Source organism: Mesorhizobium sp. Root157, from assembly GCF_001427385.1.
Classification (GTDB): Bacteria; Pseudomonadota; Alphaproteobacteria; order Rhizobiales; family Rhizobiaceae; genus Mesorhizobium.
This window is the reverse complement of record NZ_LMGJ01000008.1, coordinates 1-25,477: the sequence shown is the minus strand read 5'-3', so window position 1 is coordinate 25,477 and position 25,477 is coordinate 1. Positions and strand designations below refer to the sequence as shown.

General features: G+C 62.4%; 25 protein-coding genes, 1 tRNA gene and 2 pseudogenes. 13 read left to right on the top strand and 15 right to left on the bottom strand.

What is annotated here, in order from left to right; genetic code table 11:
- Positions 1-23 precede the first annotated feature (23 nt).
- Both ASD64_RS07065 and ASD64_RS07060 read left to right on the top strand, forming a co-directional pair.
- A complete protein-coding gene (locus ASD64_RS07065; RefSeq protein ID WP_056103056.1) occupies positions 24-905 on the top strand; it encodes an HpcH/HpaI aldolase/citrate lyase family protein in 882 nt (293 codons plus the stop codon).
- A gap of 43 nt (positions 906-948) precedes the next feature.
- Positions 949-1,158: a DUF1737 domain-containing protein gene (locus ASD64_RS07060; protein ID WP_056102853.1), complete on the top strand. Its 210-nt coding sequence runs from the start codon at positions 949-951 to the stop codon at positions 1,156-1,158.
- 834 nt (positions 1,159-1,992) lie between these two features.
- Here ASD64_RS07060 and ASD64_RS07055 read toward each other — a convergent pair.
- The 5 genes from ASD64_RS07055 to ASD64_RS07035 form a co-directional block, all read right to left on the bottom strand.
- A complete protein-coding gene (locus tag ASD64_RS07055; RefSeq protein WP_082549892.1) occupies positions 1,993-3,027 on the bottom strand; it encodes an esterase-like activity of phytase family protein in 1,035 nt (344 codons plus the stop codon).
- Between the two features lie 44 nt (positions 3,028-3,071).
- Positions 3,072-4,970, bottom strand: a complete 1,899-nt coding sequence (cobT, locus tag ASD64_RS07050) for a cobaltochelatase subunit CobT (RefSeq protein ID WP_056102851.1) — start codon at positions 4,968-4,970, stop codon at positions 3,072-3,074.
- Positions 4,971-4,982: 12 nt separating this feature from the next.
- Complete coding sequence (locus ASD64_RS07045) at positions 4,983-5,330, bottom strand: GFA family protein (protein ID WP_056102848.1); 348 nt, start codon at positions 5,328-5,330, stop codon at positions 4,983-4,985.
- Positions 5,331-5,342: 12 nt separating this feature from the next.
- Positions 5,343-6,329: a cobaltochelatase subunit CobS gene (cobS, locus tag ASD64_RS07040; protein ID WP_056102845.1), complete on the bottom strand. Its 987-nt coding sequence runs from the start codon at positions 6,327-6,329 to the stop codon at positions 5,343-5,345.
- Positions 6,330-6,455: 126 nt separating this feature from the next.
- Positions 6,456-7,073: a J domain-containing protein gene (locus ASD64_RS07035; RefSeq protein ID WP_056102844.1), complete on the bottom strand. Its 618-nt coding sequence runs from the start codon at positions 7,071-7,073 to the stop codon at positions 6,456-6,458.
- A gap of 158 nt (positions 7,074-7,231) precedes the next feature.
- Between ASD64_RS07035 and ASD64_RS07030 the strand changes: the two genes are divergently transcribed.
- The 4 genes from ASD64_RS07030 to ASD64_RS07015 all read left to right on the top strand — a co-directional run bounded on the left by ASD64_RS07030 (position 7,232) and on the right by ASD64_RS07015 (position 9,267).
- Positions 7,232-7,534 (top strand): BolA family protein, encoded by a 303-nt coding sequence (locus ASD64_RS07030; RefSeq protein WP_056103050.1) that lies wholly within the window; start codon positions 7,232-7,234, stop codon positions 7,532-7,534.
- A gap of 115 nt (positions 7,535-7,649) precedes the next feature.
- Positions 7,650-8,036 (top strand): ArsR/SmtB family transcription factor, encoded by a 387-nt coding sequence (locus ASD64_RS07025; RefSeq protein WP_056103047.1) that lies wholly within the window; start codon positions 7,650-7,652, stop codon positions 8,034-8,036.
- Positions 8,033-8,560, top strand: coding sequence for an arsenate reductase ArsC (locus tag ASD64_RS07020; RefSeq protein WP_056102841.1), 528 nt, complete (start codon positions 8,033-8,035; stop codon positions 8,558-8,560). The genes ASD64_RS07025 and ASD64_RS07020 overlap by 4 nt, the downstream gene beginning before the upstream one ends.
- Positions 8,557-9,267, top strand: coding sequence for an aquaporin (locus tag ASD64_RS07015; RefSeq protein ID WP_056102839.1), 711 nt, complete (start codon positions 8,557-8,559; stop codon positions 9,265-9,267). Before ASD64_RS07020 ends, ASD64_RS07015 begins: the two co-directional genes overlap by 4 nt.
- Here ASD64_RS07015 and ASD64_RS07010 read toward each other — a convergent pair.
- Genes ASD64_RS07010 through ASD64_RS07000 form a run of 3 tightly spaced genes read right to left on the bottom strand, consistent with a single transcriptional unit; the run spans position 9,215 to position 11,831 of the window.
- Positions 9,215-10,126 carry a transporter associated domain-containing protein gene (locus ASD64_RS07010; RefSeq protein WP_056102836.1) on the bottom strand — a complete coding sequence of 304 codons (912 nt, stop codon included), beginning with the start codon at positions 10,124-10,126 and terminating at the stop codon, positions 9,215-9,217. The two genes, ASD64_RS07015 and ASD64_RS07010, sit on opposite strands and share 53 nt — an antisense overlap.
- A complete protein-coding gene (gene aroB, locus ASD64_RS07005; protein WP_056102833.1) occupies positions 10,123-11,238 on the bottom strand; it encodes a 3-dehydroquinate synthase in 1,116 nt (371 codons plus the stop codon). Before aroB ends, ASD64_RS07010 begins: the two co-directional genes overlap by 4 nt.
- A complete protein-coding gene (locus ASD64_RS07000; protein WP_056102830.1) occupies positions 11,235-11,831 on the bottom strand; it encodes a shikimate kinase in 597 nt (198 codons plus the stop codon). Before ASD64_RS07000 ends, aroB begins: the two co-directional genes overlap by 4 nt.
- Before the next feature lie 143 nt (positions 11,832-11,974).
- On the opposite strand from ASD64_RS07000, the gene ASD64_RS06995 reads away from it, so the two are divergent.
- The 4 genes from ASD64_RS06995 (at position 11,975) to ASD64_RS06980 (ending at position 15,743) form a co-directional block, all read left to right on the top strand.
- A complete protein-coding gene (locus tag ASD64_RS06995) occupies positions 11,975-12,124 on the top strand; it encodes a hypothetical protein (RefSeq protein WP_056102828.1) in 150 nt (49 codons plus the stop codon).
- A 17-nt stretch (positions 12,125-12,141) separates the two neighbouring features.
- Positions 12,142-13,059, top strand: a complete 918-nt coding sequence (locus ASD64_RS06990) for a site-specific tyrosine recombinase XerD (protein WP_056102824.1) — start codon at positions 12,142-12,144, stop codon at positions 13,057-13,059.
- 95 nt (positions 13,060-13,154) lie between these two features.
- Positions 13,155-14,105 (top strand): acetyl-CoA carboxylase carboxyltransferase subunit alpha, encoded by a 951-nt coding sequence (locus tag ASD64_RS06985; protein ID WP_056102821.1) that lies wholly within the window; start codon positions 13,155-13,157, stop codon positions 14,103-14,105.
- A 342-nt stretch (positions 14,106-14,447) separates the two neighbouring features.
- Positions 14,448-15,743: a L,D-transpeptidase family protein gene (locus ASD64_RS06980; RefSeq protein ID WP_056103044.1), complete on the top strand. Its 1,296-nt coding sequence runs from the start codon at positions 14,448-14,450 to the stop codon at positions 15,741-15,743.
- 218 nt (positions 15,744-15,961) lie between these two features.
- On the opposite strand, the gene ASD64_RS06975 is transcribed toward ASD64_RS06980, so the two are convergent.
- The gene (locus ASD64_RS06975; RefSeq protein ID WP_056102818.1) at positions 15,962-17,083 is read right to left on the bottom strand and encodes a CobW family GTP-binding protein; all 1,122 of its coding nucleotides are present in this window, start codon (positions 17,081-17,083) and stop codon (positions 15,962-15,964) included.
- Between the two features lie 7 nt (positions 17,084-17,090).
- Complete coding sequence (locus tag ASD64_RS06970) at positions 17,091-18,209, bottom strand: D-alanyl-D-alanine carboxypeptidase family protein (protein ID WP_056103041.1); 1,119 nt, start codon at positions 18,207-18,209, stop codon at positions 17,091-17,093.
- A 222-nt stretch (positions 18,210-18,431) separates the two neighbouring features.
- On the opposite strand from ASD64_RS06970, the gene ASD64_RS06965 reads away from it, so the two are divergent.
- Together ASD64_RS06965 and ASD64_RS06960 are read left to right on the top strand one after the other, a co-directional pair.
- A complete protein-coding gene (locus tag ASD64_RS06965) occupies positions 18,432-19,595 on the top strand; it encodes a M20 aminoacylase family protein (RefSeq protein ID WP_056102815.1) in 1,164 nt (387 codons plus the stop codon).
- A gap of 136 nt (positions 19,596-19,731) precedes the next feature.
- Positions 19,732-19,808 (top strand) — tRNA-Arg (locus tag ASD64_RS06960).
- Positions 19,809-20,026: 218 nt separating this feature from the next.
- Here the strand turns inward: ASD64_RS06960 and ASD64_RS06955 are convergent.
- The 5 genes and pseudogenes from ASD64_RS06955 to ASD64_RS20520 form a co-directional block, all read right to left on the bottom strand.
- The gene (locus ASD64_RS06955) at positions 20,027-21,715 is read right to left on the bottom strand and encodes a recombinase family protein (protein WP_056102812.1); all 1,689 of its coding nucleotides are present in this window, start codon (positions 21,713-21,715) and stop codon (positions 20,027-20,029) included.
- Positions 21,712-22,185 (bottom strand): DUF2924 domain-containing protein, encoded by a 474-nt coding sequence (locus tag ASD64_RS06950; protein WP_056102809.1) that lies wholly within the window; start codon positions 22,183-22,185, stop codon positions 21,712-21,714. The genes ASD64_RS06955 and ASD64_RS06950 overlap by 4 nt, the downstream gene beginning before the upstream one ends.
- A gap of 5 nt (positions 22,186-22,190) precedes the next feature.
- The gene (locus ASD64_RS21635; RefSeq protein WP_056103037.1) at positions 22,191-22,451 is read right to left on the bottom strand and encodes a DUF3489 domain-containing protein; all 261 of its coding nucleotides are present in this window, start codon (positions 22,449-22,451) and stop codon (positions 22,191-22,193) included.
- A gap of 978 nt (positions 22,452-23,429) precedes the next feature.
- Entirely contained in the window at positions 23,430-24,086 is a 657-nt protein-coding gene (locus ASD64_RS06935) for an amino acid ABC transporter permease (RefSeq protein ID WP_056102803.1), read from the bottom strand.
- A gap of 97 nt (positions 24,087-24,183) precedes the next feature.
- A pseudogene (locus tag ASD64_RS20520) lies at positions 24,184-24,535 on the bottom strand (integrase core domain-containing protein); the annotation flags it as partial.
- Positions 24,536-24,683: 148 nt separating this feature from the next.
- On the opposite strand from ASD64_RS20520, the pseudogene ASD64_RS06925 reads away from it, so the two are divergent.
- Positions 24,684-25,367 (top strand): annotated as a pseudogene (locus ASD64_RS06925) (IS110 family transposase); the annotation flags it as partial.
- Between the last annotated feature and the right edge of the window lie 110 nt (positions 25,368-25,477).

Genomic DNA, 25,477 nt, shown 5'->3' with positions numbered 1-25,477 from the left:
GCTTTGCCGGGCAAGAAGACCAGATGTCCCAGAATCCTGTCCGCCCCCGCCGTTCCGTTCTTTACGTTCCCGCCTCCAACGACAAGGCGCTGGCCAAGATCGCCACGCTCGCCTGCGATGCCGTCATCATCGATCTGGAGGATGCGGTGCTTCCTGCTGAAAAGGCGGCGGCGCGGGAAAAACTGGCTGGCATCCTTGCCAATCGCCCGGCGCGCCGCTGCGAGATGGTGGTGCGCATCAACGCATTGACCAGCCAGTGGGGCGCCGACGACCTCGCCGCGGCTGCCGCCTGCGAGCCGGACGCCATCCTGTTGCCCAAGGTCGATACCGCCCGCGATATCCTCGAAGCCGGCGATCATCTCGATGAGGCTTTTGTGCCGGACGAGGTCAAGCTGTGGGCCATGGTCGAGACGCCGAAGGCGCTGATGAACATCGGCGCCATTGCCGAGCTTGGCCGCGATGCCGCTTCGCGGCTGAGCTGTTTCGTTGCCGGAACGAACGATCTGGTCAAGGAAACCGGCATTCAGGCAACTCCCGACCGTCGCTATCTGGTGCCGTGGCTGATGCAGATGGTACTGGCCGCGCGTGCAGGCGGCGTCGACGTGGTCGACGGCGTCTTCAACCATTTCAGCGATTCGGTCGGCTTCGCGCGGGAATGCGCGGAAGCGGCGGCCATGGGCTTCGACGGCAAGACGGTCATTCATCCGGCGCAGATCGAGGCGGCTAACGCTGCCTTCGCGCCATCCGTTGCGGCGCTGGCGGAGGCGAGGGCGATTGCCGGCATGTTCGCCTTGCCGGAAAACGCCGGCAAGGGCGTGGTCGTGCTGGGTGGCAGGATGGTCGAGCGGCTGCATCTGGCACAGGCCGAAAAACTGCTGGCGAAAGCCGCCGGCATCGGCGCATGATCAAGACAGCAACGTCCCTATCCATTTGCGCCAGGGAAAAGACATGAGACTCTACCGCTTCCTCACCGCGATCGACGACGCCACCTTTTGCCACAAGGTCACGGCAGCGCTGAACAAGGGCTGGCACCTTTATGGTTCGCCGACCTATGCCTATGACAAGAAGGAAAAGGTCATGCGCTGCGGCCAGGCCGTGGTGAAGGACATCGAAGGCCAGGACTACGTGGCCGGGGAGACCAAGCTCAGCGATTGGTGAGGATTTTCCGTACCCTTGGCGCACTGCCGCCCAGAATAATGCTGCAAAGTCACGGAATGGATCCCGGACAGCATCGCCATCGCGGTGCTCCGCTCGCTTCCGGGATGACGGGGTGTTTTCCGCTTCGTCATCCTCGGGCAAGCCAGAGCGTAGCGACAGGCGCGACCCGAGGATCCATGCCGTTAGGATTGTGTGGTGCAGGGCGGCTCAGAATGGTGGCCTGCTTTTGCGCCATTTGCGCGCTGCCGGGATGTCACGGCATGGATCCTAGGGTCTGCGCAACGGCCTTCGGCCTGCTCCGCCCTAGGATGACGACGGGATGGATATGCTTATTCATCGCCACGCCCGCTTTCGCGTCTGGCCTTTGTCAAAGAACTGACCTCGCTTGAGAGGTCGGGAAGACGGGCGGCCGTTCGGACGCTCGTTTAGTAATTTAGTGCGACCTTGCGGCCGCCCGTCCGGTGGTCTTGCCTCACCGCTCATCACCCAGCCGCACACCGTCATGCGACCAATCCGGCACCGACGCTTCCCCTCGATACCCGGTGCGCACCGAGTTTCCCGCAGAAGCGATGGCACCGATTATGGAAGAGGTTGAGAGGGCGTGGAAAAGGGCGGTGAGAGATTTTTGCGGTAGGTGATTGGAAACAATGAGTTGGCGATGGGGTGGGAACGGCGAGTGGGTGGATCGATCCCCATTCTCGACCGCTGACAGGCCACCGCACCGTCGCGAATGGATCCCGGACTTCCTTTCCCGCTCCGCTCGAAAGAGAATTGCGGGATGGCGAGGTGGAGAGGTGCGCTCCAGCTTTCCAGTCGGTCTGATCCTGTGACGGCTCAATCGTCGTGGAGAACGAATTCGAGATAGAGGTTGCGCTGCAGGATCGACTGGTTGTCGTCCGACATCAGCGAAACAATGGTTGCGCCGTCGTTGCGGATCCAGATGTCGAGCGCTTCCATATTGTCGATCTGGTAGGCCATGTCGGCTTCGAACAGCACCGGTCCGGTGACCAGCGCGCCTTTGGCGATGCTGTCGCCGGCGATGCGCCTCAACCGCATCCTGACGCCACGCGCCATCGAAAAGCTACGTTCGAGCAAAAGCAGGTCGCCGCCAGGCAGGAATGCGCCGTCGGTGATGTCGAAATCGCCTTCGCGCCTGACGGTGAAAACCCCCTTGCGCGGGCCGTCCAGCACGGCGGCGAAGATATTGCCGGCCTTGTCGAGGCTTTTTTCAGAAACCACCACCAGCGCGCCCTTTAAAGGGCCGGCCGGGCTGGACCAGGTCACGGTCTCGAAGCCGCGGTTCTGGCGCAATTCGTGTGCCGGAACCAGGAAGTCGAGATTTCCGAACGGCATGGTCATGTCGTCCGGCGTGATCTTGAATTGACTGACGCGATGGTCGCGCTCGAAGCCGACGCTGGCCACGCCGTCCTTGACGCCGAGGCCTTCCGCATCGACCTCCCATTTGATGTCGGCCGGCTTGCCGTTTACGTCGACCATCTGCTGCATGCGGAAGTTGCGAACGCCGGCCGGGCGTTGCCCGGCATCGTGGACGATGCTGCCGAAGAGCCAGAAACCCGTGTCGGTAACGCCGATGAAGTCGCTGCCGGGTTTCAGGAACCGCATGGCCGACACGCTGCCGAAGTTGCGGGACGAAGAGGTCATTTCGATCCCGCCGACGAATTCCAGCGGGCCGAAATTCTTTTCCTCGTGTCCAATACGGAACTGCGTGACCGGACGGGCGGAAACCTCGATGGCTTCGACGGGCGTGGCAGCGAGGGCTGGCGAAAGCAGGGTGGCGAGTGCGAGGATCGGTGCCGCAAGTCGTGCCAGCCGATACCGGCGAAGCCTGTATTCTACGTCATGGAGCATAAAGCTGGAAAACACCGTGCGAAAGAGAGGCAAAGAAAGCCCGCTCATCCAGCCCGCCTGAGACCACCGCCACGACGGTCGCGCGAATGCTCTTCCTCGAACAGCCCGGCCAGTTGTTCGGTCATGGCACCGGCCAGTTCCTCGGCGTCGACGATGGTGACGGCGCGGCGATAATAGCGGGTGACGTCGTGGCCGATGCCGATGGCGAGCAATTCGACCGGCGAACGGGTCTCGATCAGGTCGATGACGGCGCGCAAATGGCGCTCCAGATAGTTGCCGGGATTGACCGACAAAGTGGAATCGTCGACCGGCGCGCCGTCGGAGATCATCATCAGGATCTTGCGCTGCTCGGGCCGGGCGATGAGCCGTTGGTGCGCCCAAAGCAAGGCCTCGCCGTCGATGTTTTCCTTCAGCAAGCCTTCGCGCATCATCAGGCCGAGGTTACGGCGGGCGCGGCGCCATGGCGCGTCGGCCGACTTGTAGATGATGTGGCGCAGGTCGTTGAGGCGGCCGGGATTGGCCGGCTTGCCGTCCTTCAGCCACTTCTCGCGAGCCTGTCCGCCCTTCCAGGCGCGGGTGGTGAAGCCGAGGATCTCGACCGAGACGCCACAGCGCTCCAGCGTGCGGGCGAGGATGTCGGCGCAGGTCGCGGCAACGGTGATCGGGCGGCCGCGCATGGAGCCGGAATTGTCCAGCACCAGGGTGACGACGGTGTCGCGGAACTTTGTGTCGCGCTCCTGCTTGAAGGAGAGCGGCTGCATCGGGTCGATGACGACGCGCACCAGGCGAGCCGGATCGAGATAGCCTTCCTCGAGGTCGAAGTCCCAGGAGCGGTTCTGCTGCGCCATCAGCCGGCGCTGCAAGCGGTTGGCGAGGCGGCCGACGACACCGGACAGGTTGGCGAGTTGCTTGTCGAGGAAAGCGCGCAGCCGGTCGAGTTCCTCCTCGTCGCACAGTTCCTCGGCGCCGACGGTTTCGTCGAAGGTGGTGGTGAAGACCCTGTAGTCGACATCCTTCGACAGATTGTTGAAGGGGTTGTCGTTGCGCCGCGCTTCGCCCGGCGTCTCGGCGTCGTCATCATCCTCGTCGGAAAGATCGTCGGAGGTGGCGTCCGACGCTTCGGTCTCGGCGGCGGACTGGTCGTCGTCGGAAGTCTCGGCGTCCTCGGCCTGGGACTGCTCGGAGCCGGATTCGTCTTCGCCGCCGTCCTCGCTCTGGTCTTCGCCCTGCGGCTGGTCGTCGTCGTTGTCCTCGGTGTCTTCGCTTTCCTCGTCGTCGCCGAGTTCCTCGGCCATTTCCATCGAGGCCAGCATGTCGCGCACGACGCGGGCGAAGGCCTGCTGGTCGCCGAGCTTGTCGGTCAGCCCTTCCAGGTCGGAACCGGCCTTTTCCTCGATCCAGTCGCGCCACAGCTCGACCATCCGCTCGCCGCTCTTGGGTACGGCGCGGCCGGTCAGCTTCTCGCGCACGATCAACGCCACAGCTTCCTCCAGCGGTGCGTCAGCCTGCTCGCGAACCTCGGCGAGATTGGCCTTGGCGTATTTGTCTTCCAGCATGACGCCGATATTGTCGGCGACGCCGGCCATGGCGCGCGATCCTATCGCCTCGACGCGCGCCTGCTCGACGGCGTCGTAGATGGCACGGGCCTGTTTGCCCTCCGGGGCCAGCCGGGTGTGAATGCGGCTATCGTGGCAAGCGTGCTTGAGCGCCATGGAATCGCCGAGGCCACGGGTAACGGCGATGTCGGTCTTCGACGCCTTCTTCGGCAGTTCCGGCAGCCGCGCCCGGTTGCCGGCCAGCGCCGGCTTGTCCTTGGCGAAGGCGATTTCCAATTCCTTGTCGTTGGAAATGGCGCGCATGCAAACGGTGACGGCGCGCTTGAAGCTGTCGGCTTCAGAGCCCGTCTTCGGTTTGCCGCGTGTGTTGTCGCCCGGTCCCGCCATCAATCTTGCCTATCAGCGCGAGCGCCCGTCGAAGCGCTGGGACGTGAGCGCATCGGCGTCCACCCCGTCGAGGCAGCGCACATTGACGGCGACCATCCTGATGCCGTCGGGCATGGTGGCGCGCGCGAAGGATTCCATGCCGCACGAGGCACAGAACAGGTGCGCGATCGTCTTCGTGTTGAACCGATACTCGGTCAGGTCGCCGTCGCCCTTTTCAAGCGAAAAGCTTTCCGCCGGCGTGAAGGCCAGCATGCTGCCGCGCTTGGAACAGTAGGAGCAGTTGCAGGTGATGGGGCTGGAGAGGTCCACATCGACCTGAAAACGGACCTTTCCGCAATGGCAACCGCCCTGATGGGTCACAGCATCCTCCGGTTAGCCGAGCACGACGTTGGCGGCGCTCTCGGGCAGGTCTTCGCCGAAGGCGCGCTGGTAGAACTCGGCCACCAGGGCGCGTTCGAGCTCGTCGCACTTGTTGAGGAAGGTGAGGCGGAAAGCCATGCCGACATCGTCGAAGATCTCGGCGTTCTCGGCCCAGGTGATGACGGTGCGCGGGCTCATGACGGTGGAAAGGTCGCCATTGACGAAGGCCGAGCGCGTCATGTCGGCGACGCGCACCATCTTGTTGACGATCTCCTTGCCCTTGGCGTCGCGGTAGTGCTTGGCCTTGGCCAGCACGATGGCGACCTCGTTGTCGTGCGGCAGGTAATTCAGCGTGGTGACGATCGACCAGCGGTCCATCTGGGCCTGGTTGATCTGCTGGGTGCCGTGGTAGAGGCCGGTGGTGTCGCCGAGGCCGACCGTGTTGGCGGTGGCGAACAGGCGGAAGGCCGGGTGCGGGCGGATGACGCGGCTCTGGTCGAGCAGCGTCAGGCGGCCCGAACTCTCCAGCACGCGCTGGATGACGAACATCACGTCGGGGCGGCCGGCGTCGTATTCGTCGAAGCAGAGCGCGATATTGTGCTGGTAGGCCCAGGGCAGGATGCCGTCGCGGAACTCGGTGACCTGCTTGCCGTCCTGCAGCACAATGGCGTCCTTGCCGACGAGATCGATGCGGGAGACGTGGCTATCGAGGTTGACGCGCACGCACGGCCAGTTGAGGCGGGCGGCGACCTGCTCGATATGGGTCGACTTGCCGGTGCCGTGATAGCCGGAGACCATGACGCGGCGGTTGTAGGCAAAACCGGCCAGGATCGCCATGGTGGTGGCCTTGTCGAACAGATAGTCGGGATCGATGTCGGGCACGTGCTCGCTGGCCGCCGAATAGGCCGGCACGAGCATCTTTGACTCGAAACCAAACTTTTCCTTCACCGACACCGTCGTGTCAGGCAGGTTGGCGATATCGCGTTCGACCTTGTTCATAACGTCTCAACGTCTCCCCAGGCGAACAGATGCGCTTCGCCGGCAATCAAGATTTTGTCCGGGGGCGGTCTTAAAGCCTTTTCCAACCGGATGAAAGTTGGAAAAACGCCTTGGCCCGCTGGTTGCTCAGCACAGGCCTGCCTGCTTGAGCACGCGATAGGCCTGAAGCACATCGCGGAACCGGTCTTCCGAACCTCTGTCGCCACCATTCGCATCCGGATGGTGACGCTTCACCAGTTCCTTATAGCGCGCCTTTATGTCCTTGCCAGTCGCCATTGCGTCAAGGCCAAGCGTTTCCAGCGCCTTGGCCTCAAGGGGCTTGGCCTTGCGTTCACGCGGGGTGCCGTGATCGTGGGGATCGTTGAACAGGTTAAAGGGGTCGCGCATACGGTTGTGGTAGCCGGCGCGGCCCGAGCGCTGCTGGGCAAAATCCGGGGCCGAACGGGTGCTGGTGTTGACCCCTATCTTCCAGGTCGGCCGATGGCCGGTCATCGCTTCCTTCTGGAAGCGGGCGATCTCGGAATCCGAGACGCCGGAGAAATAGTTGAAGCCCTTGTTGTATTCGCGAACGTGATCGAAGCAGAATTTGAAGTATTCGCCTTCCTTGAGACGCCCGACCGGTGCGCGGTGCGTGCCCGGCTCCTTGCAGCCATCCCACTGGCAAGCCGGCGCGCGCGACTTCAGTTCCGCATCCTTCTCGGGGCGGATGCGAATCTTTTCGAAATATTTCGGGTACGCTTTCATTTCACCGATGTATGAGCCGATAGCCGGCGCGAAACAAGAATTGACATTTTCGCGATTGTTCTCCCTAACCGCTGAATCGCGGCTTAATGCTGGCAAGCACCAGATTTTTGGCGACAGATTCTATGGCGGTAACGCCTATGTGGTGAAGGATGACGCGGATGTCCATGCAGGCGACGATGGAAGCAAAGCTTGCCGAGGCGTTTTCGCCCGAGCGGCTGGCCGTCATCAACGAAAGCCATCTGCATGCGGGCCACCATCATGTCGAGGACGGCCACGTCGCCGAGTTCGACGGCAAGGGCGAGACGCATTTCCGGGTACGAATTGTCGCACCGGCGTTTGCCGGAATGGGCAGGGTGGACCGGCACCGCGCCGTCAACGCCGCGCTCGCCGTGGAAATCAAGGCCGGCCTGCACGCGCTGGCCATCGAGGCCGCGGCGCCGGGCGAAGCCGTCAGGTGGTGATGGCGGACATTTCGGCTCCACGGCCGGCCCCACGACCGGCTCGACGGCGAACCGCTGCCTGTTCCTGAGCAGGCTTTGTCATTCAGCCGTCATGTATATCCATTATTCCGGATATATGGATACGCAAACCGCAATCGACGTGCTCTCGGCGCTGGCGCAGCCTACCCGGCTTGAGGCTTTCCGGTCGCTGGTGGCGGTCGAGCCGCAAGGCATAGCTGCCGGCGAACTGGCGCGGCTGGAGGACGTTCCGCAAAACACCATGTCGGCACATCTGGCCGTGTTGATGCGCGCCGGGCTGGTGTCCGGCGAGCGGCGGGGCCGTTCGATCCTCTATCGCGCCAACCTGCCGTCATTGCGTGAGCTTGTGCTGTTCCTGCTCAGGGACTGTTGCAACGGCAAGGCGGAGGTCTGCGCGCCACTCATCACCGCGCTCACGCCGTGCTGTCTTCCGGGCCGGGCAAGCCCGGACAAAACGATCTCCAACCGGGCAATCTCGTCATGACCCACCGACCATTCAACGTGCTTTTCCTGTGCACCGGAAATTCGGCGCGCTCCATCCTGGCCGAAGGCATCCTGCGAAAGGACGGCGCGCCGCACTTCAATGCCTATTCCGCCGGCAGCTATCCCAAGGGTGAGGTCAATCCCTTCGCCCTGAAGGTGCTGGACAGCTACGGCTATCCGACGGACGGCTTGCGTTCCAAAAGCTGGGACGAATTTTCTTTTGCGGATGCGCCGTCGATGGACTTCGTTTTCACCGTCTGCGACGATGCCGCCGGCGAGCAATGCCCGGTCTGGCCCGGCCATCCGGCGACGGCGCATTGGGGCATCGACGATCCTTCGCACGTCACCGGCACCGACCTCGAGAAGGAAACGGCTTTTGTCACGGCGTTCAAATACATGAAGACCCGTATCTCGCTGTTTCTTGCCCTGCCGCTGGACAAGCTCGACCATCTCGCCGTCAAAAGCCACCTCGCCGAAATCGGCAAGGCGGAAGGCGCCTCGCCGGCGGCGAGCAACAAGCCATGAACGAACCGCTTTCCAGACGGCTCATCGCCGAGGCGCTCGGATCGGCCTTCCTGCTCGCCACCATTGTCGGGTCGAGCATCATGGGCGAGCGGTTGGCGCAAGGCTCGGACGCCCTTGCGCTGCTTGTCACCTCGACCTCGACCGGCGCCATGCTGGTGGTGCTGATCTGGCTGTTCGGCCCGGTCTCAGGCGCGCATCTCAACCCCGCCGTCAGCCTCGCCTTCGCCGCCAACGGGCAATTGAAGTGGCGCGATGTCATGCCCTACAGCCTTGCCCAGCTTGCCGGCTTCCTGATCGGGGTGTGGGCGGCGCACGCCATGTTCGAACTGCCGATCCTGCAAATGGCAGCTACCGCCCGCACGGGGTCAGGGCACTGGCTGGCGGAAGGCATCGCGACGTTCGGCCTGATCCTTGTCATCCTCGGCTGCGTGGCGCGGACCCCGACGGTGGTGCCGGCGGCGGTCGGCCTCTATATCGGCGCAGCCTACTGGTTCACCGCCTCGACGGCCTTCGCCAATCCGGCGATGACGGTGATGCGCGCGTTCACGGCGACGCCCGCCGGCATCCTGCCGCAGCACGTGGTGGGCTTTGTCATCGCCCAGTTGATCGGAGCGGCGATGGCAATCGCTGCGGCACGGTATTTCTGGCCGAGGCCTAATCCTGCTTCCGTAGAGACTGAGGCTCGGCCTCGACGGATACCGGCCTGATTCTCAGCCGGGCGATGCGGTTCTTGTCGCGCTTCATGACCACGAAACGCTTGCCGTGGAAGGTGAAGGCCTGCTTCTCCTCCGGGATCGACTGCGTTTCATGGATGACGAGGCCGGCAATGGTGGTCGCTTCCTCGTCGGGCAGGTCCCAGTCCAGTGCGCGGTTGAGGTCGCGGATCGCGACCGTGCCTTCGACCACGACCGAACCGTCGGCCTCCTGCTTGACGCCCTGCATGTCGATGTCGTGCTCGTCGGCGATCTCGCCGACGATTTCCTCGATGATGTCTTCCAGCGTCACCAGGCCTTCGACCTCGCCATACTCGTCGACGACGATGGCGAAATGCGCCTTGCGGCGCAGGAAGGCGTTGAGCTGTTCCTGAAGCGTGGTGGTGTCGGGCACAAACCACGGCTTGTCCGCGACCTTCATCACATCGATGCGGGAGAAGTCGTTGCCGACATCGTTCAGCGCGCGCAACAGGTCCTTGGCGTGCAGCACGCCGACGATGTTGTCGAGGGAGCCTTTCCACAAAGGCATGCGGGTGTGGGGGCTTTGCAGGATCTCGCGGACAACGGCTTCGGGTGCGTTGTCGGCGTTGACAGAACGCATGTTGGTGCGGTGGACCATGACGTCCGACACTTCGAGTTCATCGAGCTCGAAGCGGTCGTCGAGGCGCTTGCGTTCGTCCTGCCGGCTGCCATTGCCGGGGCGCTGGGCTTCCTCGCGCCGTTCGCCGCTTCCTGTCGGGGATTGGCTGAGCGGAGCATAGCCCGCCGCCCGTGCGAGACGATCCCGCAGCAGGAAAGCGGCAAGGCCGGCTGTGGCGAACAGGCCGGCGACGATCCAGCCGGCCTCGCTCATCCCGGGTGGTTCTCCTTGAGAAAGGAGAGCACCTCGGAGGTCGGCACGTCCCTGGCGATGAAGGATTGGCCGATGCCGCGCGTCAGGATGAAGGTGAGCGCGCCGCGCTGCACTTTCTTGTCCTGGGCGATGAAGCCGAGCAGCGCCTCGGCATCCGGCAATTCGCCCGGAATATCGGCCATGCGCCATGGCAGGCCGACGGCCTTGAGATGGGTTTCGACGCGGGCCGCATCGTCCGGGCTGGCAAGATTGAGGCGGGTGGAGAACCGGTGCGCCAGGGCCATGCCGATGGCGACACCCTCGCCGTGGACGAGGCGGGCGCTGTCGTAGCGGGTCGCAGCCTCGAGCGCATGGCCGAAGGTGTGGCCGAGGTTGAGCAGCGCCCGGTCGCCCTGTTCGAATTCGTCGCGCGCCACGACATCGGCCTTGGCCCGGCAGGCTTCGGCAATCGCCTCGATGCGGGCGGGTCCGCCGGCGAATATGTCCTGCCAGTTCTTTTCCAGCCAGGCGAAAAACCGCGGCCGGTCGATCAGCCCGTATTTGGCGACCTCGGCATAGCCGGCGCGGAATTCTCGCAACGGCAGCGTATCGAGGACGCCGGTGTCGGCCAGCACCAGTTTGGGCTGGTGGAACACGCCCACCAGGTTTTTCCCGCGCGGACTGTTGATGCCGGTCTTGCCGCCGACGGAGGAATCGACCTGCGCCAGAAGCGAGGTCGGAACCTGCACGAAGTGCATGCCGCGCCGCACGATGCCGGCGGCGAAGCCGGCGAGGTCGCCGACGACGCCGCCGCCCAGCGCAAGGACGGCATCGCCGCGCTCCAGCTTCGCCGCCAGAACGCCGTCGACAACCTGCTGCAGGGCTTCGAAGTTCTTGGTCTTTTCGCCGGGGGCAAGGACGATGACTGAGGCTGGGATACCGCCCGCCTCGAGGCCGGCCTTCAGCGCGTCCAGGTGGTTGGCGGCGACGTTCTCGTCGGTGACGATGGCCGTGCGGGTGCCGGGCAGCCGCTTGGCGATCTCCGTGCCGGCGCCTGCGAGGAGACCGGGGCCGATGAGAATGTCGTAGGCGCGCTCGCCCAGGCCGACTTCGACGGTAACGACTGCACTCACGACTTGTCCTCGCGGATGTTGGAAAGATGCCTGCCGAGCGCCTCGATGACCTCGGCGGCGATGACTTCCTTGCGCTCGTCGCGGGTCACCACGGTCAGGTCGGCGGTGGCGTAGACCGGGTAGCGCTCGTTCATCAGGCTTTCCAGGACGGCACGCGGATTGTCGTTCTTCAACAGCGGCCGGTTCTGCTTCTTCGACACCCGTTCCATCAAAAGGTCGAGGTCGGCCTTTAGCCATATCGAAACGCCGTTGGCGCGAACCGCCTCGCGCGTCTGGGCATTCATGTAGGCGCCGCCGCCGGTGGAGAGGATCTGCGGGCCGCCTTCCAGCACGCGGACGATGACACGCTGCTCCAGCGCCCGGAATTCCGGCTCGCCGTAAAGGTCGAACAGCTCGGGGATGGACATGCGCGAGACGTCTTCGATCTCCTGGTCGCTGTCGACGAAGGCAAGGCCGAGCGTGGTGGCGACCTTGCGGCCGATCGCCGTCTTGCCGGCGCCCATCAGGCCAACCAGCACGATGGAGCGCTGCCCCAGCCTTTCCAGCAGGGCTGCCTGGTCGACATCCGTTTCGATTGCAGATTGAGCGTTCATCGCTGGCGTATCGACATGAAAAGCCCGGTTGCGTCAAGCTTGCGTGTTGCTGTGTTGTATACTTGAAATGACCGAATTGGCGTCCCATAAGGGAACAGATTCGGGCGGCGAGCCAGAAACAGGGTCAGGACTTACCACAACTCATGCCGACACTGTTCCGCTTCATCGTCACTCTCGCCGTCCTGGCCGGCATCGTCTATGGCGCGATGTTTGCGCTGGTGATGTTCGTCGAGCCGAAACAGGCGGAACTCAGCGTGCGTATCCCGGCGGAAAAGCTTCTGCCGCAAAAATAGCGTAGGTTCCCACCTGAATGAACAGCGCGGCCCGCATCGAAGCCTTCCTTGAAATGATGAGCGCCGAACGCGGCGCGGCCAGGAACACGCTGGATTCCTACCGCCGCGATCTCGACGATGCGTCGGGCGAAATCGCCGGCGGGTTGGCCGGCGCCGACACTTCAGCCATACGCGTCTATCTCGACGGCATCGCCGCACGGGGTTTTGCGTCGACCTCGCAGGCCCGCAAGCTGTCGGCGCTGCGCCAGTTCTTCAAGTTCCTCTATGCCGAGGGGCTGCGGGGCGATGATCCGACCGGCACGCTGGACAGTCCGAAAAAAGGCCGCCCGCTGCCCAAGACGATGAGCGAGGCGGAGACGGGGCTGCTGCTGGACTGCGCGGCGGTGGAAGCCGCCGACGCTTCGGCGGGCGCAGCTGAACATGTGGCGGCGCTCAGGTTGCATGCGCTGGTCGAAGTGCTTTATGCGACAGGCCTGCGCGTCTCCGAACTGGTCAGCCTGCCGGTGACGGTGGCGCTGCGCGACGAGCGCTTTTTCGTGGTGCGCGGCAAGGGCGACAAGGAACGCATGGTGCCGCTGTCGGGCAAGGCGCGGCAGGCAATGCGCGCCTGGCTGACGGAACGCACGCGCGCGCCGGCTCTTGCTGAAAGCCCGTTTTTGTTTCCGGCTGCTTCCGATACCGGTTTTTTGGCCAGGCAGGTGTTTGCCCGCGACCTGAAGGGGCTGGCCGCGCGCGCCGGGATATCCGCGGCAAAGGTGTCGCCGCATGTGCTGCGCCACGCCTTCGCCAGCCATTTGCTGCAAAACGGCGCGGATCTGCGCGCCGTCCAGCAGTTGCTCGGCCATGCAGACATCTCGACCACCCAGATTTACACGCATGTGCTGGAGGAGCGGCTTGTGCGGCTGGTCAATGACCACCATCCGCTTGCCGACTAGCGCTCATGCCGCTATGTGAGGGCGACATTTAGCGCTTGCTCATCCGGCGGCAGGCATCAACCCTCGTCGTTTACGGCGCACTGGTCAGCTCACGAATGTACAATTACCTCGACTTCGAAAAACCGGTTGCCGATCTCGAAGGCAAGATTCTCGAACTGAAGAAGCTGGCGGAGAGCGGCGAGGCAGTCGATGTCGCCGACGAGATCGCCCGGCTGGAAAAGCGCTCGCGCGACGCGCTGCGCGATGCCTACAAGGCGCTGACGCCATGGCAGAAGGTGCAGGTGGCGCGCCATCCCGACCGGCCGCACTGCCTCGACTACATCAAGGGCCTGTTCACCGATTTCACCACGCTGGCCGGCGACCGCACCTATGGCGAGGACCAGGCGATCGTCGGCGGCTTTGCCCGTTTCAAGGGCGAGCCTGTGGCCATTATCGGCCAGGAGAAGGGCTCCGACACGGCAAGCCGGCTGAGGCACAATTTCGGCTCGGTACGGCCGGAAGGCTATCGCAAGGCGGTGCGGCTGATGGAACTGGCCGACCGCTTCGGCATTCCCCTGATCACGCTCGTCGATACGGCGGGCGCCTATCCCGGCGTCGGCGCCGAGGAACGCGGCCAGGCCGAGGCCATCGCCCGCTCGACCTCTGCCTGCCTTGCGCTCAAGGTTCCGTCGATCTCGGTGGTGATCGGCGAAGGCGGCTCGGGCGGGGCGATTGCAATCGCCACCGCCAACCGGGTCTACATGCTGGAGCATTCGATCTACTCGGTGATTTCCCCGGAAGGTGCCGCCTCGATCCTGTGGCGCGACACGACGCGTTCCAAGGACGCGGCCACCAACATGAAAATCACGGCGCAGGACCTGCTCGGCCTCAAGATCATCGACGCGATCGTTCCAGAACCGCTCGGCGGGGCGCACCGTGCGCCCGAGACGGTGATTGCCTCGACCGGCGACCTGATCGCGAAGACGATGAAGGAATTTGCCGGCACCAATGCCGATTTCCGCGAGCAGCGGCGCGAGAAGTATCTCGCCATGGGCCGCAGCCTCTAGGAGACCTTTGGTAATTCTACTCCGGCGGGCAACTGATGCGGCTTTCTGCGCTTCCGGTGCTCACGTACCTTAACGTACGCTCCGCTCCGGTTCTCGAAAACCACACCATTTGCCTCGCCAGAGCGAATTTCCAGATGGTCTGCGCTGCGGGCCAACGCCTTGTGCGCATTTGCGCCACAAAAATGCCGCTGGTTTGGCCCAATGACAAAGCCGTGAGAGGTTTTTCGCGCCACTTGCGGTAAGGAATTTTCAAGGTTAACGGGCTTAGTGTCCGTCGATGTTCGGTTGTTCGGCCCGGCTGCAAAAGGCCGGGGCATGGGAAAAATGACGAAAACTGCATCCTTGCTGGCCAAATTTGCTCGTGCTGGACTTATCGTGGCTGCTCTCGGCGTTGCCGGCTGCACCGAATCGTCGGTTGGCGACTTCGCCCCGCAGCACGCCAACCGGCAATTGCCGGCCAAGGTTCTCGCCGAGATGAGCAAGAAGGGCATGAGCCGAACCGCGCCGGTCATGGCCCGTATCTTCAAGGAAGAAGGCAAGCTCGAAATCTGGAAACAGAAGAGCAACGGCCGCTACGACATCATCGCCAGCTACGACATCTGCAAATGGTCGGGCAAGCTGGGGCCGAAATTCACCGAAGGCGACCGCCAGGCGCCGGAAGGCTTCTACACGGTGCGCCCGGCGCAGATGAAGCCGAATTCGCAGTATCACCTCGCCTTCAACATGGGCTATCCCAACGCCTATGACCGCGTCAACGGCCGCACCGGCTCCAATTTGATGGTGCATGGCGCCTGCTCCTCGTCCGGCTGCTATTCGATGACCGATCCGCAGATCGAGGAGATTTACGCCTTCGGCCGCGACGCTTTCAAGGGCGGCCAGACCGAGTTCCAGATCCAGGCTTTTCCCTTCCGCATGACCGCCGCCAACATGGCGCGCTACCGCAACGACCCGAACTACGAGTTCTGGAAGATGCTGAAGGCCGGCTACGACAATTTCGAAGTGACCAAGGTGCCGCCGAAGGTGGACGTGTGCGAGAAGCGCTACGTCTTCAACCAGATCGCGGCCGACGGGCAGGGCTTCGACCCGGCCGGCACCTGCCCGGCCACCACGCAGCCGGATTCGCTGAGGATGGCCTACAGCGCCTATCAAAGCACCTATGAGGCCGCCTTCAACAGCGCCGTCAACACCTCGACGCCGGCGCCGAAGCCGACCATTGCCGGGATCAAGGAAGCCAACATCGTTTCGGAATGGACGCGCAAGCGCGCCCGTGGCGAACGCGTGCCGATCGAGCCGCCGTCACTGAACACCGACGGCACGGTCACAGAAACCCAGCGCATGGGCCGTATCGATTCGCCGGCCGGGCGAAAGATGGCCGCGCTGGATGCCGAAAAGGCCGCCAAGCAGAAGGCAGCGGAAGAAAAGGCTGCTGCGGTCGCGGCCGCCAAGGCCGCCAAGGAACTTGCCCAGCAGCAACTCGCTGCCGAAAAGGCCGCAGCCAAGGCTGCCAAGCAACAGCCTGCCGCTGTCGCCGTCCAGCAGCCGGTCGAAGCAGCGCCTGCGTCCGAGATGCAGACCGCGCAGTCCGACGGCACCGTTTCCAAGCTGAAGAAGCGGCTGCTCGGCATGTTCGGCGGCTGAGTTTTCAGCGGCGAGCCTGTTTTTCTGGATCGGTGCATTTCCAGGTTGGCTGCGCCTCTCGCACCAACCAACGTTCGCGCTTCCCCCTCACCGGCCCTGCGCGCCACCACACCGGCCGGATGCCAGGACATTCCTTTCTCTCTCCGCTCGAAAGGGAATTCCGGGATGATGAGGTTGAGAGGTCGCGCCCCGGACGGGGGCGGCGCTGTTTCGTTGCGTTATCGCCCGGCGATGGCAAGCGGGTTGTTCTCCAGCGCCACGCGGTCGGGCGTGTCGACCTGTGGCCGGTTGGTGAGCGCTGCGAAAAGCCGGCTGATGTAGTCCTGCGGCATGTCCATCGTGATCAGCACCAAACGAGTGCCGCGCCGCTCGTCCGGCCAGGCCGGCAGGCGGGCCGGCGGATGCAGAATCTTCTGGACGCCATGGACCACCAGCGGCTGCGACGGGTCGTCAGTCAGTTCGATGATGCCCTTCATGCGCAGCAGATGCTCGCCATGGGTGGAGCGCAAAAGATCGAGGAACATTTCGATGGCCGAGAACGGCAAGGGACCGTCATGGACCAGCGTATCGGTGCGGACGCGCGCATCGTGGCGATGATGGCCGTGGTCGTGGTCATGATGGGCGTGGGCATGATCGTGCCGATGGTCATGCCCATGGTCGTGTGTGTGCTCGTCGGCCGCTTCGCCCAGCCAGCGGCGCACGTCGGCCGATTTGGTGGCGGGATTGTAGAGGCCGCAGTCGAACAATTCGGAAACGCCTGCCTTGCCGACATCGATCAGGGGGGCGCCGGGATTGAGCAGGTGCAGGCGAGCGCGCAAAGCCGCCAATTCGCCCTCGCCGGCGACCAGATCGGTCTTGGTGACGACGATGCGGTCGGCGACCGCCGCCTGCTTCACCGCCTCGACATGGGCGTCGAGCGTGGCCGCGCCATTGACCGCGTCGACCATGGTGACGACGCCGTCGAGCCGGAACGCCTGCACCAGCACCGGGTGGGCCATGATGGATTGCAACACCGGCGCCGGATCGGCCAGCCCTGTGGTTTCGATAACGACGCGCGACAGATTGGCGATGCGGCCGGTCTGCAGGCGGTCGATGAGTTCGGCCAGCGTGTCGACCAGTTCGCCGCGCACCGTGCAGCAAAGGCAGCCGTCGGAAAGCTCGATGATGCCGTCGGACGCCTGTTCGACCAGCAGATGATCGATGGAGACGTCGCCGAATTCATTGATGATGACGGCGGTGTCGACGAGCGCTGGGTCTTTCAGCAGCCGATTGAGCAAGGTCGTCTTGCCGGCGCCGAGGAAGCCGGTGATGACCGATACGGGGATGGGGAATGTGGCCATTGGGCGTTCAGCCGCCTTGCGCGGTCGGCTCGGCCCGGACTGGCGGCGGCAGGTCCGGACGCCAGCCTGGCACCGGCACATCGGCATATTCGATCTTGCCGATCATCGCCTTGGGCAGCGGGCCGGTAGCACCGCCAAGCCCGACCGCGACCAGCGTGGGATTTGTCAGCTTCTGCCGGAAAACCGATTTCGGTGCGTCCTTCTTTTCGGCGGGCGCTGCTTCGGAGAGTTCCGCTGCCGGTTTCTTCTCGCAGATTTCGGCGCGCATGTCGGTAAATGAGGTGGTGTCGCCATAGCTCGGCAGGGCGGGCAAGGTGACGGTGGCGCCGCCTTGCGCGGCAAAACCCTGGTCGAGCATTTTCGCCACCCGCTCGGCGCGCGTGATGCCGGATTGTTCGCCCAGCACGACGGCAACCAGTGTGCGGCCGTTGCGCGTCGCCGAACCGATCAGGTTGAAGCCCGATTCGCAGACGAAGCCGGTCTTCATGCCGTCGGCGCCGGGGTAGCGGCCGACAAGCAGGTTGTAGTTGGGGATCGCCTTCTTGCCGACGGCCAGGCCTTCGATGCCATACCATGACGTATATTGCGGGAAATCGCGGCGCAGCGCCGTGACCAGCAGGCCGAGATCGCGCGCGGTGATGTACTGGTCCGGCGAAAACAGGCCGTTGGGATTGACGAAATGGCTGTTGCTCATGCCGAGCCGCGCGGCTTCCGCGTTCATGCGCTGGGCAAATTCCGTCTGCGAGCCGCCGATGTTTTCGCCGATCGCCATGGCGACGTCGTTGGCCGACTTGACCAGCATCATCTTCAAGGCGTTGTCGAGGCGCATGACCTGGCCGACCTTGAAGCCCATCTTGCTGGGCGGCTGGTTGACGGCGGTCCGGGTCATCCTGATCGGCGAGTCCAGCGCCACTTCGCCCGCTTCGAGGGCACGGAAGGTGACATAGGCCGTCATCAGCTTGGTGAGCGAAGCCGGGTACCAGCGCTTGAAGGCGTCTTCATGCTGCAGGACCTGGCCGTCCTTGAGGTCGAATACGAGGGCGGGATTGGCCAGCGCCGGGGCAGCGGATGCGGCCAGCACAAGCGCGCCAAACAGTGCGCGTTTCAGGAAATGCGTGCTTGTCATCGTGAAATTCGAAATCGCCTCTTGCCGTGGCCGCATGCGGCTTCCTAAGATTTCCGCACGAAATTCGATCAGCCTGCCGGTTGGGGCCTGCCCGGCAGCTTTCGCGCTGGTGCTATTTAGCCTATGTGACATCAACATGGCAAAGGTTCAGCCTTTCACAATTTTGGCAGGGCCAGCCCAAGTGCATAAAAGTCCCTGGACCACCAAGCGAGTGTGACAAACATGCCGATCCTGAACCGTGCCGCAGAACTGCAGGATGAAGTCGCCGCCTGGCGTCGCCATCTGCACCAGATGCCCGAACTGAACTTCGACGTCTTCGAGACGGCGGCCTTCGTCACCGGCAAGCTGAAGGAGTTCGGCTGCGACGAGGTGGTGACGGGGCTGGGCAAGACCGGCGTCGTCGGCGTCATCCGTGGCAATCTGGGCAGCGGCAGCACCATTGGCCTCAGGGCCGACATGGACGCGCTGCCGATCCAGGAGATCACCGGCAAGCCTTACGCCTCGACGGTTCCCGGCAAGATGCATGCCTGTGGCCATGACGGCCACACGGCCATGCTGCTCGGCGCGGCCAAGTACCTGGCCGAAACGCGCAATTTTGCCGGCACGGTGGCGGTGATCTTCCAGCCGGCGGAAGAAGGCGGCGGCGGCGGCAACGAGATGGTCAAGGACGGCATGATGGAGCGCTTCGGCATCGCCAGGGTGTTCGGCATGCACAATATGCCTGGCCTGCCGGTCGGGCAGTTTGCCATTCGCCCCGGTCCGATCATGGCGGCGACGGCTGAATTCACCATTCGCGTCAAGGGGCGCGGCGGGCATGCGGCGATGCCGCACGGCACGCTCGACCCCATCGTCGTCGGCAGCCAGTTGGTCGGGGCGCTGCAGACCATCGCATCGCGCAATGTCGACCCGGTCGAGGCGGTGGTGGTGTCGGTGACCAAGTTCCATGCCGGCGACGCCTACAACGTCATTCCCGAGAAGGCGGAACTGGCCGGCACGGTGCGCACGCTGAAGAAGGAAGTGGCAAAGCTCGCCGAGGAACGGCTTCGCGCCGTCTGCGCCGGCGTGGCCGCGGCGTTCGGCGTGGCGGTCGAGCTTGATTTCGACGCCAACTACCCGGTGACCTTCAACGACCCCGACGAGACGGTCTTCGCCAGCGACATCGCGGCCGGCGTCGCCGGCGAGACGCAGGTGCACCGCGCCATGCCGCCGGTGATGGGCGGCGAGGACTTTTCCTACATGCTGGAAGCCCGGCCCGGCGCCTTCATCTTTATCGGCAATGGCGCTACCGCCGGCCTGCACCATCCGGCCTACGATTTCAACGACGAGGCGATCGCCCACGGCATGAGCTATTGGGTCAAGCTGGCGGAGACGGCGCTTGCCGCATGAGGCGAGGCCGCGCCGCGGGATTGTCCAAGGGTATTCGAGACGCGGGCGGCAGGTGTTCATTTTGCGGATCGGCCGGCTTTTTCACGAGGGATCGGCTTGGCGAAGCGCCCGCAAGCCGCTATGTGTCTGCCCGAGTGGTCCCGTAGCTCAGTAGGATAGAGCGGCAGATTCCTAATCTGTAGGTCACAGGTTCGATTCCTGTCGGGATCACCACTCAGTCAGGCTCTTTGTCGACTTCTTGTGAGGTGGTAGAAAAGCCTCGTCATTTCCGTCGCTTAGTGCGCGGTTAAGCCGAACTGTTGGATCAGAGACGCACTTTGGGGCTGAGTATTGGGCCAAATTGCCGTATCGTCTCTTTCGAGCGCAGATCGTGCCCAATAGATTTCAGCGCTGATGCTTGGAGATTTACCTGGATCGGCTCAGTTGCTGGCCTAGACGGCGAACTGTTGGCGCTGATCGGACCATAGCATTGGAAGATCGTCCCGCGCCAAGGAGCGAGCGGTAAGCTCTACGGGCTGGCGGCCGCGCAAGATGGCGTCAGTGACCTTTGGCGCGAGGAAGGCAAGGGGAAGAATGCGGCTGACATCGGCCACGTGGATGTCGGCGGCATTTGCTACATCGGCAATAGTGCGACCTGAACCATCAGTGAGCATGCCGAGCAGAACGTGGGCCTTAGCCAACAGTTCGATGAGGTTGTCATCAGGTTGTTGGCGGCCAGAAGAGCCTTCCAGAACAAGCTTGGACTCAAAACCCCTGCGTCGGAGCGTAAACGGTACGGTGATCGTTACCGATTGTTGTTGTTCCTGACCGTCATGCTGTCTTTCATCGGTACAATGGCTTACTTCGAGCACAGCATGAGGATTGATCTCCAGCACCATCTCGCCGGGCCCTATGCGAATCGATCGAAGCAGGGCCTTCAGCATCTTGGCGCATTCAACATGGGATGCTGTCTTTAGCGCCTTACGAAGCTGAGCTGCCTTCGCAATCACGGTTTCGATGTGGGCGCTCGGCGATACTGTGTTGCCCCATTCGGACAATCGGACCTCATCGCGAAGGATCAGACCCAGTTGATAAAGAACGGTTTGCTCAAGATCCTCAGCCGGCAGCCGCCATCCTGTCGGATCGTTTCGTCTTCCAATCTCAAGCCGGTGGGAGACATAGTAGCGAAAGCGTCGCTCACCTTTGGTGGTGAACACCGGACTTAGCCGATCCCCGGTTTCATCAAAGAGAAGGCCGGTGAGCAGATGCAGGCTCTGGCTGCGGTTTCTGCTCTTGCGATGAGGTGCCTGGGCTTTCAAAATCGCCTGAGCCGATGCGAAGGTCTCGTCGTCGATGATGGCTTGATGTTCTCCGTTGTAGACCATGTCCCTGTGTCTGGCCTTGCCGATGTAAACCGGATTGGACAGCAGATGATAAAGCATACCTCGCGAATAGAACGTGCGCTTCTGTGAGTTCGATGCCGATGAGCCGTCCGCGTCGCAGGCACCCGAATTTAGCTCTTCCAGCAGGAGAAAGACGGATTTGAGTTCGAGATAGCGGCTGAAGATCGATCGAACTTTCTTGGCAGCTTCCGGGTCGATGATCAGTTTCTTGTCGATTGCTTGATAGCCGAACGGCACCGAACCACCCATCCAGATGCCCTTCTTGCGTGAAGCGGCAATCTTGTCGCGGATGCGTTCTGCCGTAACCTCCCGTTCGAACTGGGCAAAGGACAACAAGACATTGAGCGTCAGCCTGCCCATCGACGTGGTGGTATTGAACTGCTGTGTCACCGAGACGAAGGATACGTCATTGGCATCGAAGACTTCGACGATTTTGGAGAAGTCCATGAGAGATCGGGTGAGGCGGTCGATCTTGTAGACCACCACCACATCGATCTTTCTGTCGCGAACGTCCTGCAATAGTCGCTGCAGTGCTGGACGGTCCATCGTGCCGCCGGAGATGCCGCCATCGTCGTACGGGTCTGCTACGACACGCCAACCCAGCCCGGCCTGAGAGGCAATAAATGAGACACAGGCCTCGCGTTGCGCGTCGAGCGAGTTGAACTCCTGGTCGAGGCCTTCCTCGGTCGACTTGCGGGTATAGACCGCACAGCGCAGCTTCTTCTGTAGCGCGCTCATAGTCCGAAGAACCTCGGTCCGGACCAGTGCGTTCCCGTGATCTGCTGGGCGATCGCAGTCAGCGATTTGTGCAATCTGCCTTCAAAGGCAAAGCCCTCTTCCAGCACATCGACAATATGGCTGCGTCCATTCCATTCGCGAACCAGTCGCATACCAGGCGAAAGTTGCTTACGAGGCTGAGCGTCTTGTGCTGCAATCTTAGGCTCCAGGACAGCAGTCTGAGATTCCTTGAAGACCAACTGCTTCTCGACGTTCGTCACTGCGACGCGCAGTAGCCTGCGCGTGTCTGAGGGCAAGCCGCCAAGCCGCTTGGCTTGGAGATGCCAGGCAGCGGTGCGCAGCAGAAAATCACGGCGGGCACCCTTCGGTGGCGGATAGCCATAAACCTTCCGCCATCGCTCTGCGAGATTATCTCGTGAGAGGTCGTTCAAGGCTGCAACTTCGGCATGAATGTCCGGCGTACTGCGCATGGTACTCACGCCGTCTCGCTGTCACGCTCGACAATGCGATAGCGACGCAGCCCATCCTTGCCGACCTCGCTCACCAGATCGAGCCCGAGCTTCTTTCGTACCACCGCGGACAGAAAGCCGCGCACCGAATGCGCCTGCCATCCTGTCGCTTCCACTATCTGCGCGATCGTTACGCCACGAACCAGCCGAAGCTTCTTCAGGATGATGTCGGCTTTGGAAATCTGGTCCCGACTGCCGGACTCCTTATGTCGTCCTGACTTCTTCAATTGAGAGGGTTTGGTCTTCGCAGGTATTGCCTTCGACCCATGAATCGGGAGGGTCGTATCAGCGGTCGGTGACGCGGGAGCCGTGCTCCTGGATGTGATGCGTCCAATGGCAGGGTTAGGTGCCGGTATAGTTGTCGCGATTATGGTCTGGGTCATGGTGCTCTCCATCAATGCAAAGTGACGCGCTGGAAAATCCAGTACCTGCACTGACCCAAGCCCGCACAAAGGCGGGCGGAGAGAAGTTGCACCTCGACGTCGGCTATTTATCAGCCCGCGTCGTGAGAAACGAATGCTTGCTTTGCAGCAGAAGTCCACCGATTAGTTGGGAATTGATCAACGGCAAATAAATGAAGGTAATGGTTGACAGGCTTTCATGTGAGATCGGACCCTACGGCGGGTAGACTTAGCCGACAGCCTTCACCGTTTTCGCAAGACACCGCACGCCTCGCGCCATCGCAATGCGACCCGTTCGAGGCTTTCGCCCGCCAAATGAGCCATTGCCTCCATGGCAACTGGCTCGACAGCGTCGCTCGCCTCGGACAAAGCCCGGAGCACCGACACTGAGCCCTCCAACAATCTTAGGTCTGGCTCCATCCTATCAAGCAGATCGAGCAAGACCTCCTCTTCTCGTCGAGCGTGGTATTTATCCGATCGTTTCCCCATGTCGCGCTCCCGTCAAGGTCGCGACACACACGCTTGGGTGCACAAAGAAGTCCAGTGGTTTGTGACGTCTGGACAGCGGACAGGATGGCGAGACGCGCTTAAGGCTGACTGACAGACCGCCCGTTAGGTTGATGCTGGCGGTCGGCCAGCTTTCTGTAGCCCCCATTCGTTCGGACCTTATTACCGCCATTTAAAGATGGTAAAGTTGTCGCGTGTCGCCGGTTTTGCGATGAGGAGGCAGGATGGTCCCCTCGTGCTATGTCTAGGTATTCTCTCCACGGCCGCTTACCAACGCACCACCGTTCCCTTCGCGATCTATTGGGCACGCATTCGCCTTTCCAACCGCCGTGCTAAAAGAATAAGGGGATAACAAACTAGAAAGTATCCGAGCCCGATCAGTGCGAAGACAAGCAGCCCGTTCGGCACGCGCTGTACTACCAGCCATCCGATCCGTGTCAGGTCTGTTAGACCAATGACGGAGACTACCGAAGAATCTTTGATTAGCAGCACATACTGCCCAACCAGTGGCGGCAGAATCAGTCGCATGGCCTGTGGTATGACGACAAGGCGCATGCGCTGCCACCTTCGTAACCCGAGCGTGGCTGCTGCTTCCGCCTGACTTCTCGGAACAGCTGCAACCCCTGCCCTCACTATCTCGCAGATGAAGCAGGCTGCCATGTTGGAGAGCGATATGACTCCAGCAGAGAATGCGTCTAGTTCGATACCCACCTCCGGCAGGATGAAGAAGACAATGAACACCTGCACCAGAAACGGCGTTCCGCGGATCAGGTCCACCCACACGTCGATGGATGACGAAAGGATGCGCCCACCCTCAGCGCGGGCAATACCGAGTGCAAATCCAAGCATTGTGCCTATAATGAGGCTGAGGGCGGACAGGATCACCGTCATGCCTAACCCGCGCAGTGCAAGCGAATAGCTGCCGGTCAGTGTCGCCAACTGATGCCAAATCATCGGCCGCTTCTGACATCGTAACGTGTCCGTCGTCAGGGATTTTGGGACAACTGGCGGCGTGAGCTAACTGAGGCTCTGGCCCATCCGGGTTGTCATTTTATGCGGCTGCTTCCCGGTGAAGCAAGCGGCGTTGTCTGATGGTTTCGAGTTTGATCCTTTCCCTTTCCAGCATGATGATGTCGCCGCGACCGAAGTAGACGTCGCCAGGGGTTAGATTGCCGAGGCTCTCGTGGTAGCGGCGATGGGTTATAATGCTCGACGAAGGCCGCGACCTGCCGCTCGAGATCGCCTGGCAGGAGGTAGTTTTCGAGCAGGATGCGGTTCTTGAGCGTCTGGTGCCAGCGCTCGATCTTGCCCTGGGTCTGCGGGTGAAGTGGCGCTCCGCGGACATGGCTCATGCCGTTGGCGTCGATCCACTCGGCGAGTTCGGCGGCGATGTAGGACGGGCCGTAGCACCTACGGAAGGAAGAGAGGGAACCGCCGAGACGACGGTGCGCGCAGCTTTTCGCTGCAGGCGCGCACCGGTCGAGGTGGCCATGGCCAGTCAAGGTTTCTCTAGAATGTGAATGTTCACAACCCATTCCGGAGAGACCGACCATGACCGTTGCAGATTCTACACCCGCCGATGCAGTCCTGGTAGCGATCGACATTGCCAAGGTGCGCAATGAGGTCCTGATCGAAGCGTCAGGGCAAAAGCGCCGCCGTCGCCTTTCGGTCCTCAACAGCCGTGCTGAGCACGACCGGCTGATCGATGTTCTGCGGGCGTATGGCCGACCGGTGATCTGCGGCTTCGAAGCGACGGGCAATTATCACAGACCCATCGCATGGCGCCTGACTGAGGCCGGTTTCGAGGTGCGGCTGGTGTCGTCGCTGGCGCTCGCCCGGACCCGGGAGGCCTTGCACAACAGCTGGGACAAGAACGATCCCAAGGATGCGCAGGTGATCCTGCACATGCTGAGAATCCAAGCGACGCAGCGCTATCATGATCCGCTGCGCGCCGGCATCAACGACGTGCAGGAACTGTCGAAGACGCATGAAGCGATCGCCAGGGCCAAGACCGAGATCCAGCACCGCATCCTGACGCATTACCTGCCGCTGTATTTTCCCGAGATCGATCGCTTTCGGGGAAACAGCCGCAGCGACTGGTTCTTCGCTTTCCTCGATGCCTTTCCGACACCGGCAAGCATCGTGGCGCTGACGAAGGAGGAGTTCGTCAAGGCAGCCTGGGATGTCGTTGGCCGCAAGGTCAGCAAGTCACAGATTCTGATGGATATTTACGAGTGTCAGGCGAAATGAGAAATTGACCCCCGAACGAAACGAAGAACTGACCCCTCGTTTTTGAGAGGATCAGTAGATGAGCGCAGAATTTCCATCGAAGCTCGCCGTGTCGA

Bases quoted from the DNA above. Each gene is read 5' to 3' on its own strand.
- ASD64_RS07065 (WP_056103056.1), top strand. From the start codon at position 24: ATGTCCCAGAATCCTGTCCGCCCCCGCCGTTCCGTTCTTTACGTTCCC.
- ASD64_RS07060 (WP_056102853.1), top strand. From the start codon at position 949: ATGAGACTCTACCGCTTCCTCACCGCGATCGACGACGCCACCTTTTGC.
- ASD64_RS07055 (WP_082549892.1), bottom strand. From the start codon at position 3,027: ATGCTCCATGACGTAGAATACAGGCTTCGCCGGTATCGGCTGGCACGA.
- cobT (WP_056102851.1), bottom strand. From the start codon at position 4,970: ATGGCGGGACCGGGCGACAACACACGCGGCAAACCGAAGACGGGCTCT.
- cobS (WP_056102845.1), bottom strand. From the start codon at position 6,329: ATGAACAAGGTCGAACGCGATATCGCCAACCTGCCTGACACGACGGTG.
- ASD64_RS07035 (WP_056102844.1), bottom strand. From the start codon at position 7,073: ATGAAAGCGTACCCGAAATATTTCGAAAAGATTCGCATCCGCCCCGAG.
- ASD64_RS07030 (WP_056103050.1), top strand. From the start codon at position 7,232: ATGTCCATGCAGGCGACGATGGAAGCAAAGCTTGCCGAGGCGTTTTCG.
- ASD64_RS07025 (WP_056103047.1), top strand. From the start codon at position 7,650: ATGGATACGCAAACCGCAATCGACGTGCTCTCGGCGCTGGCGCAGCCT.
- ASD64_RS07020 (WP_056102841.1), top strand. From the start codon at position 8,033: ATGACCCACCGACCATTCAACGTGCTTTTCCTGTGCACCGGAAATTCG.
- ASD64_RS07015 (WP_056102839.1), top strand. From the start codon at position 8,557: ATGAACGAACCGCTTTCCAGACGGCTCATCGCCGAGGCGCTCGGATCG.
- ASD64_RS07010 (WP_056102836.1), bottom strand. From the start codon at position 10,126: ATGAGCGAGGCCGGCTGGATCGTCGCCGGCCTGTTCGCCACAGCCGGC.
- ASD64_RS07000 (WP_056102830.1), bottom strand. From the start codon at position 11,831: ATGAACGCTCAATCTGCAATCGAAACGGATGTCGACCAGGCAGCCCTG.
- ASD64_RS06995 (WP_056102828.1), top strand. From the start codon at position 11,975: ATGCCGACACTGTTCCGCTTCATCGTCACTCTCGCCGTCCTGGCCGGC.
- ASD64_RS06990 (WP_056102824.1), top strand. From the start codon at position 12,142: ATGAACAGCGCGGCCCGCATCGAAGCCTTCCTTGAAATGATGAGCGCC.
- ASD64_RS06985 (WP_056102821.1), top strand. From the start codon at position 13,155: ATGTACAATTACCTCGACTTCGAAAAACCGGTTGCCGATCTCGAAGGC.
- ASD64_RS06975 (WP_056102818.1), bottom strand. From the start codon at position 17,083: ATGGCCACATTCCCCATCCCCGTATCGGTCATCACCGGCTTCCTCGGC.
- ASD64_RS06970 (WP_056103041.1), bottom strand. From the start codon at position 18,209: ATGACAAGCACGCATTTCCTGAAACGCGCACTGTTTGGCGCGCTTGTG.
- ASD64_RS06965 (WP_056102815.1), top strand. From the start codon at position 18,432: ATGCCGATCCTGAACCGTGCCGCAGAACTGCAGGATGAAGTCGCCGCC.
- ASD64_RS06955 (WP_056102812.1), bottom strand. From the start codon at position 21,715: ATGAGCGCGCTACAGAAGAAGCTGCGCTGTGCGGTCTATACCCGCAAG.
- ASD64_RS06950 (WP_056102809.1), bottom strand. From the start codon at position 22,185: ATGCGCAGTACGCCGGACATTCATGCCGAAGTTGCAGCCTTGAACGAC.
- ASD64_RS06935 (WP_056102803.1), bottom strand. From the start codon at position 24,086: ATGATTTGGCATCAGTTGGCGACACTGACCGGCAGCTATTCGCTTGCA.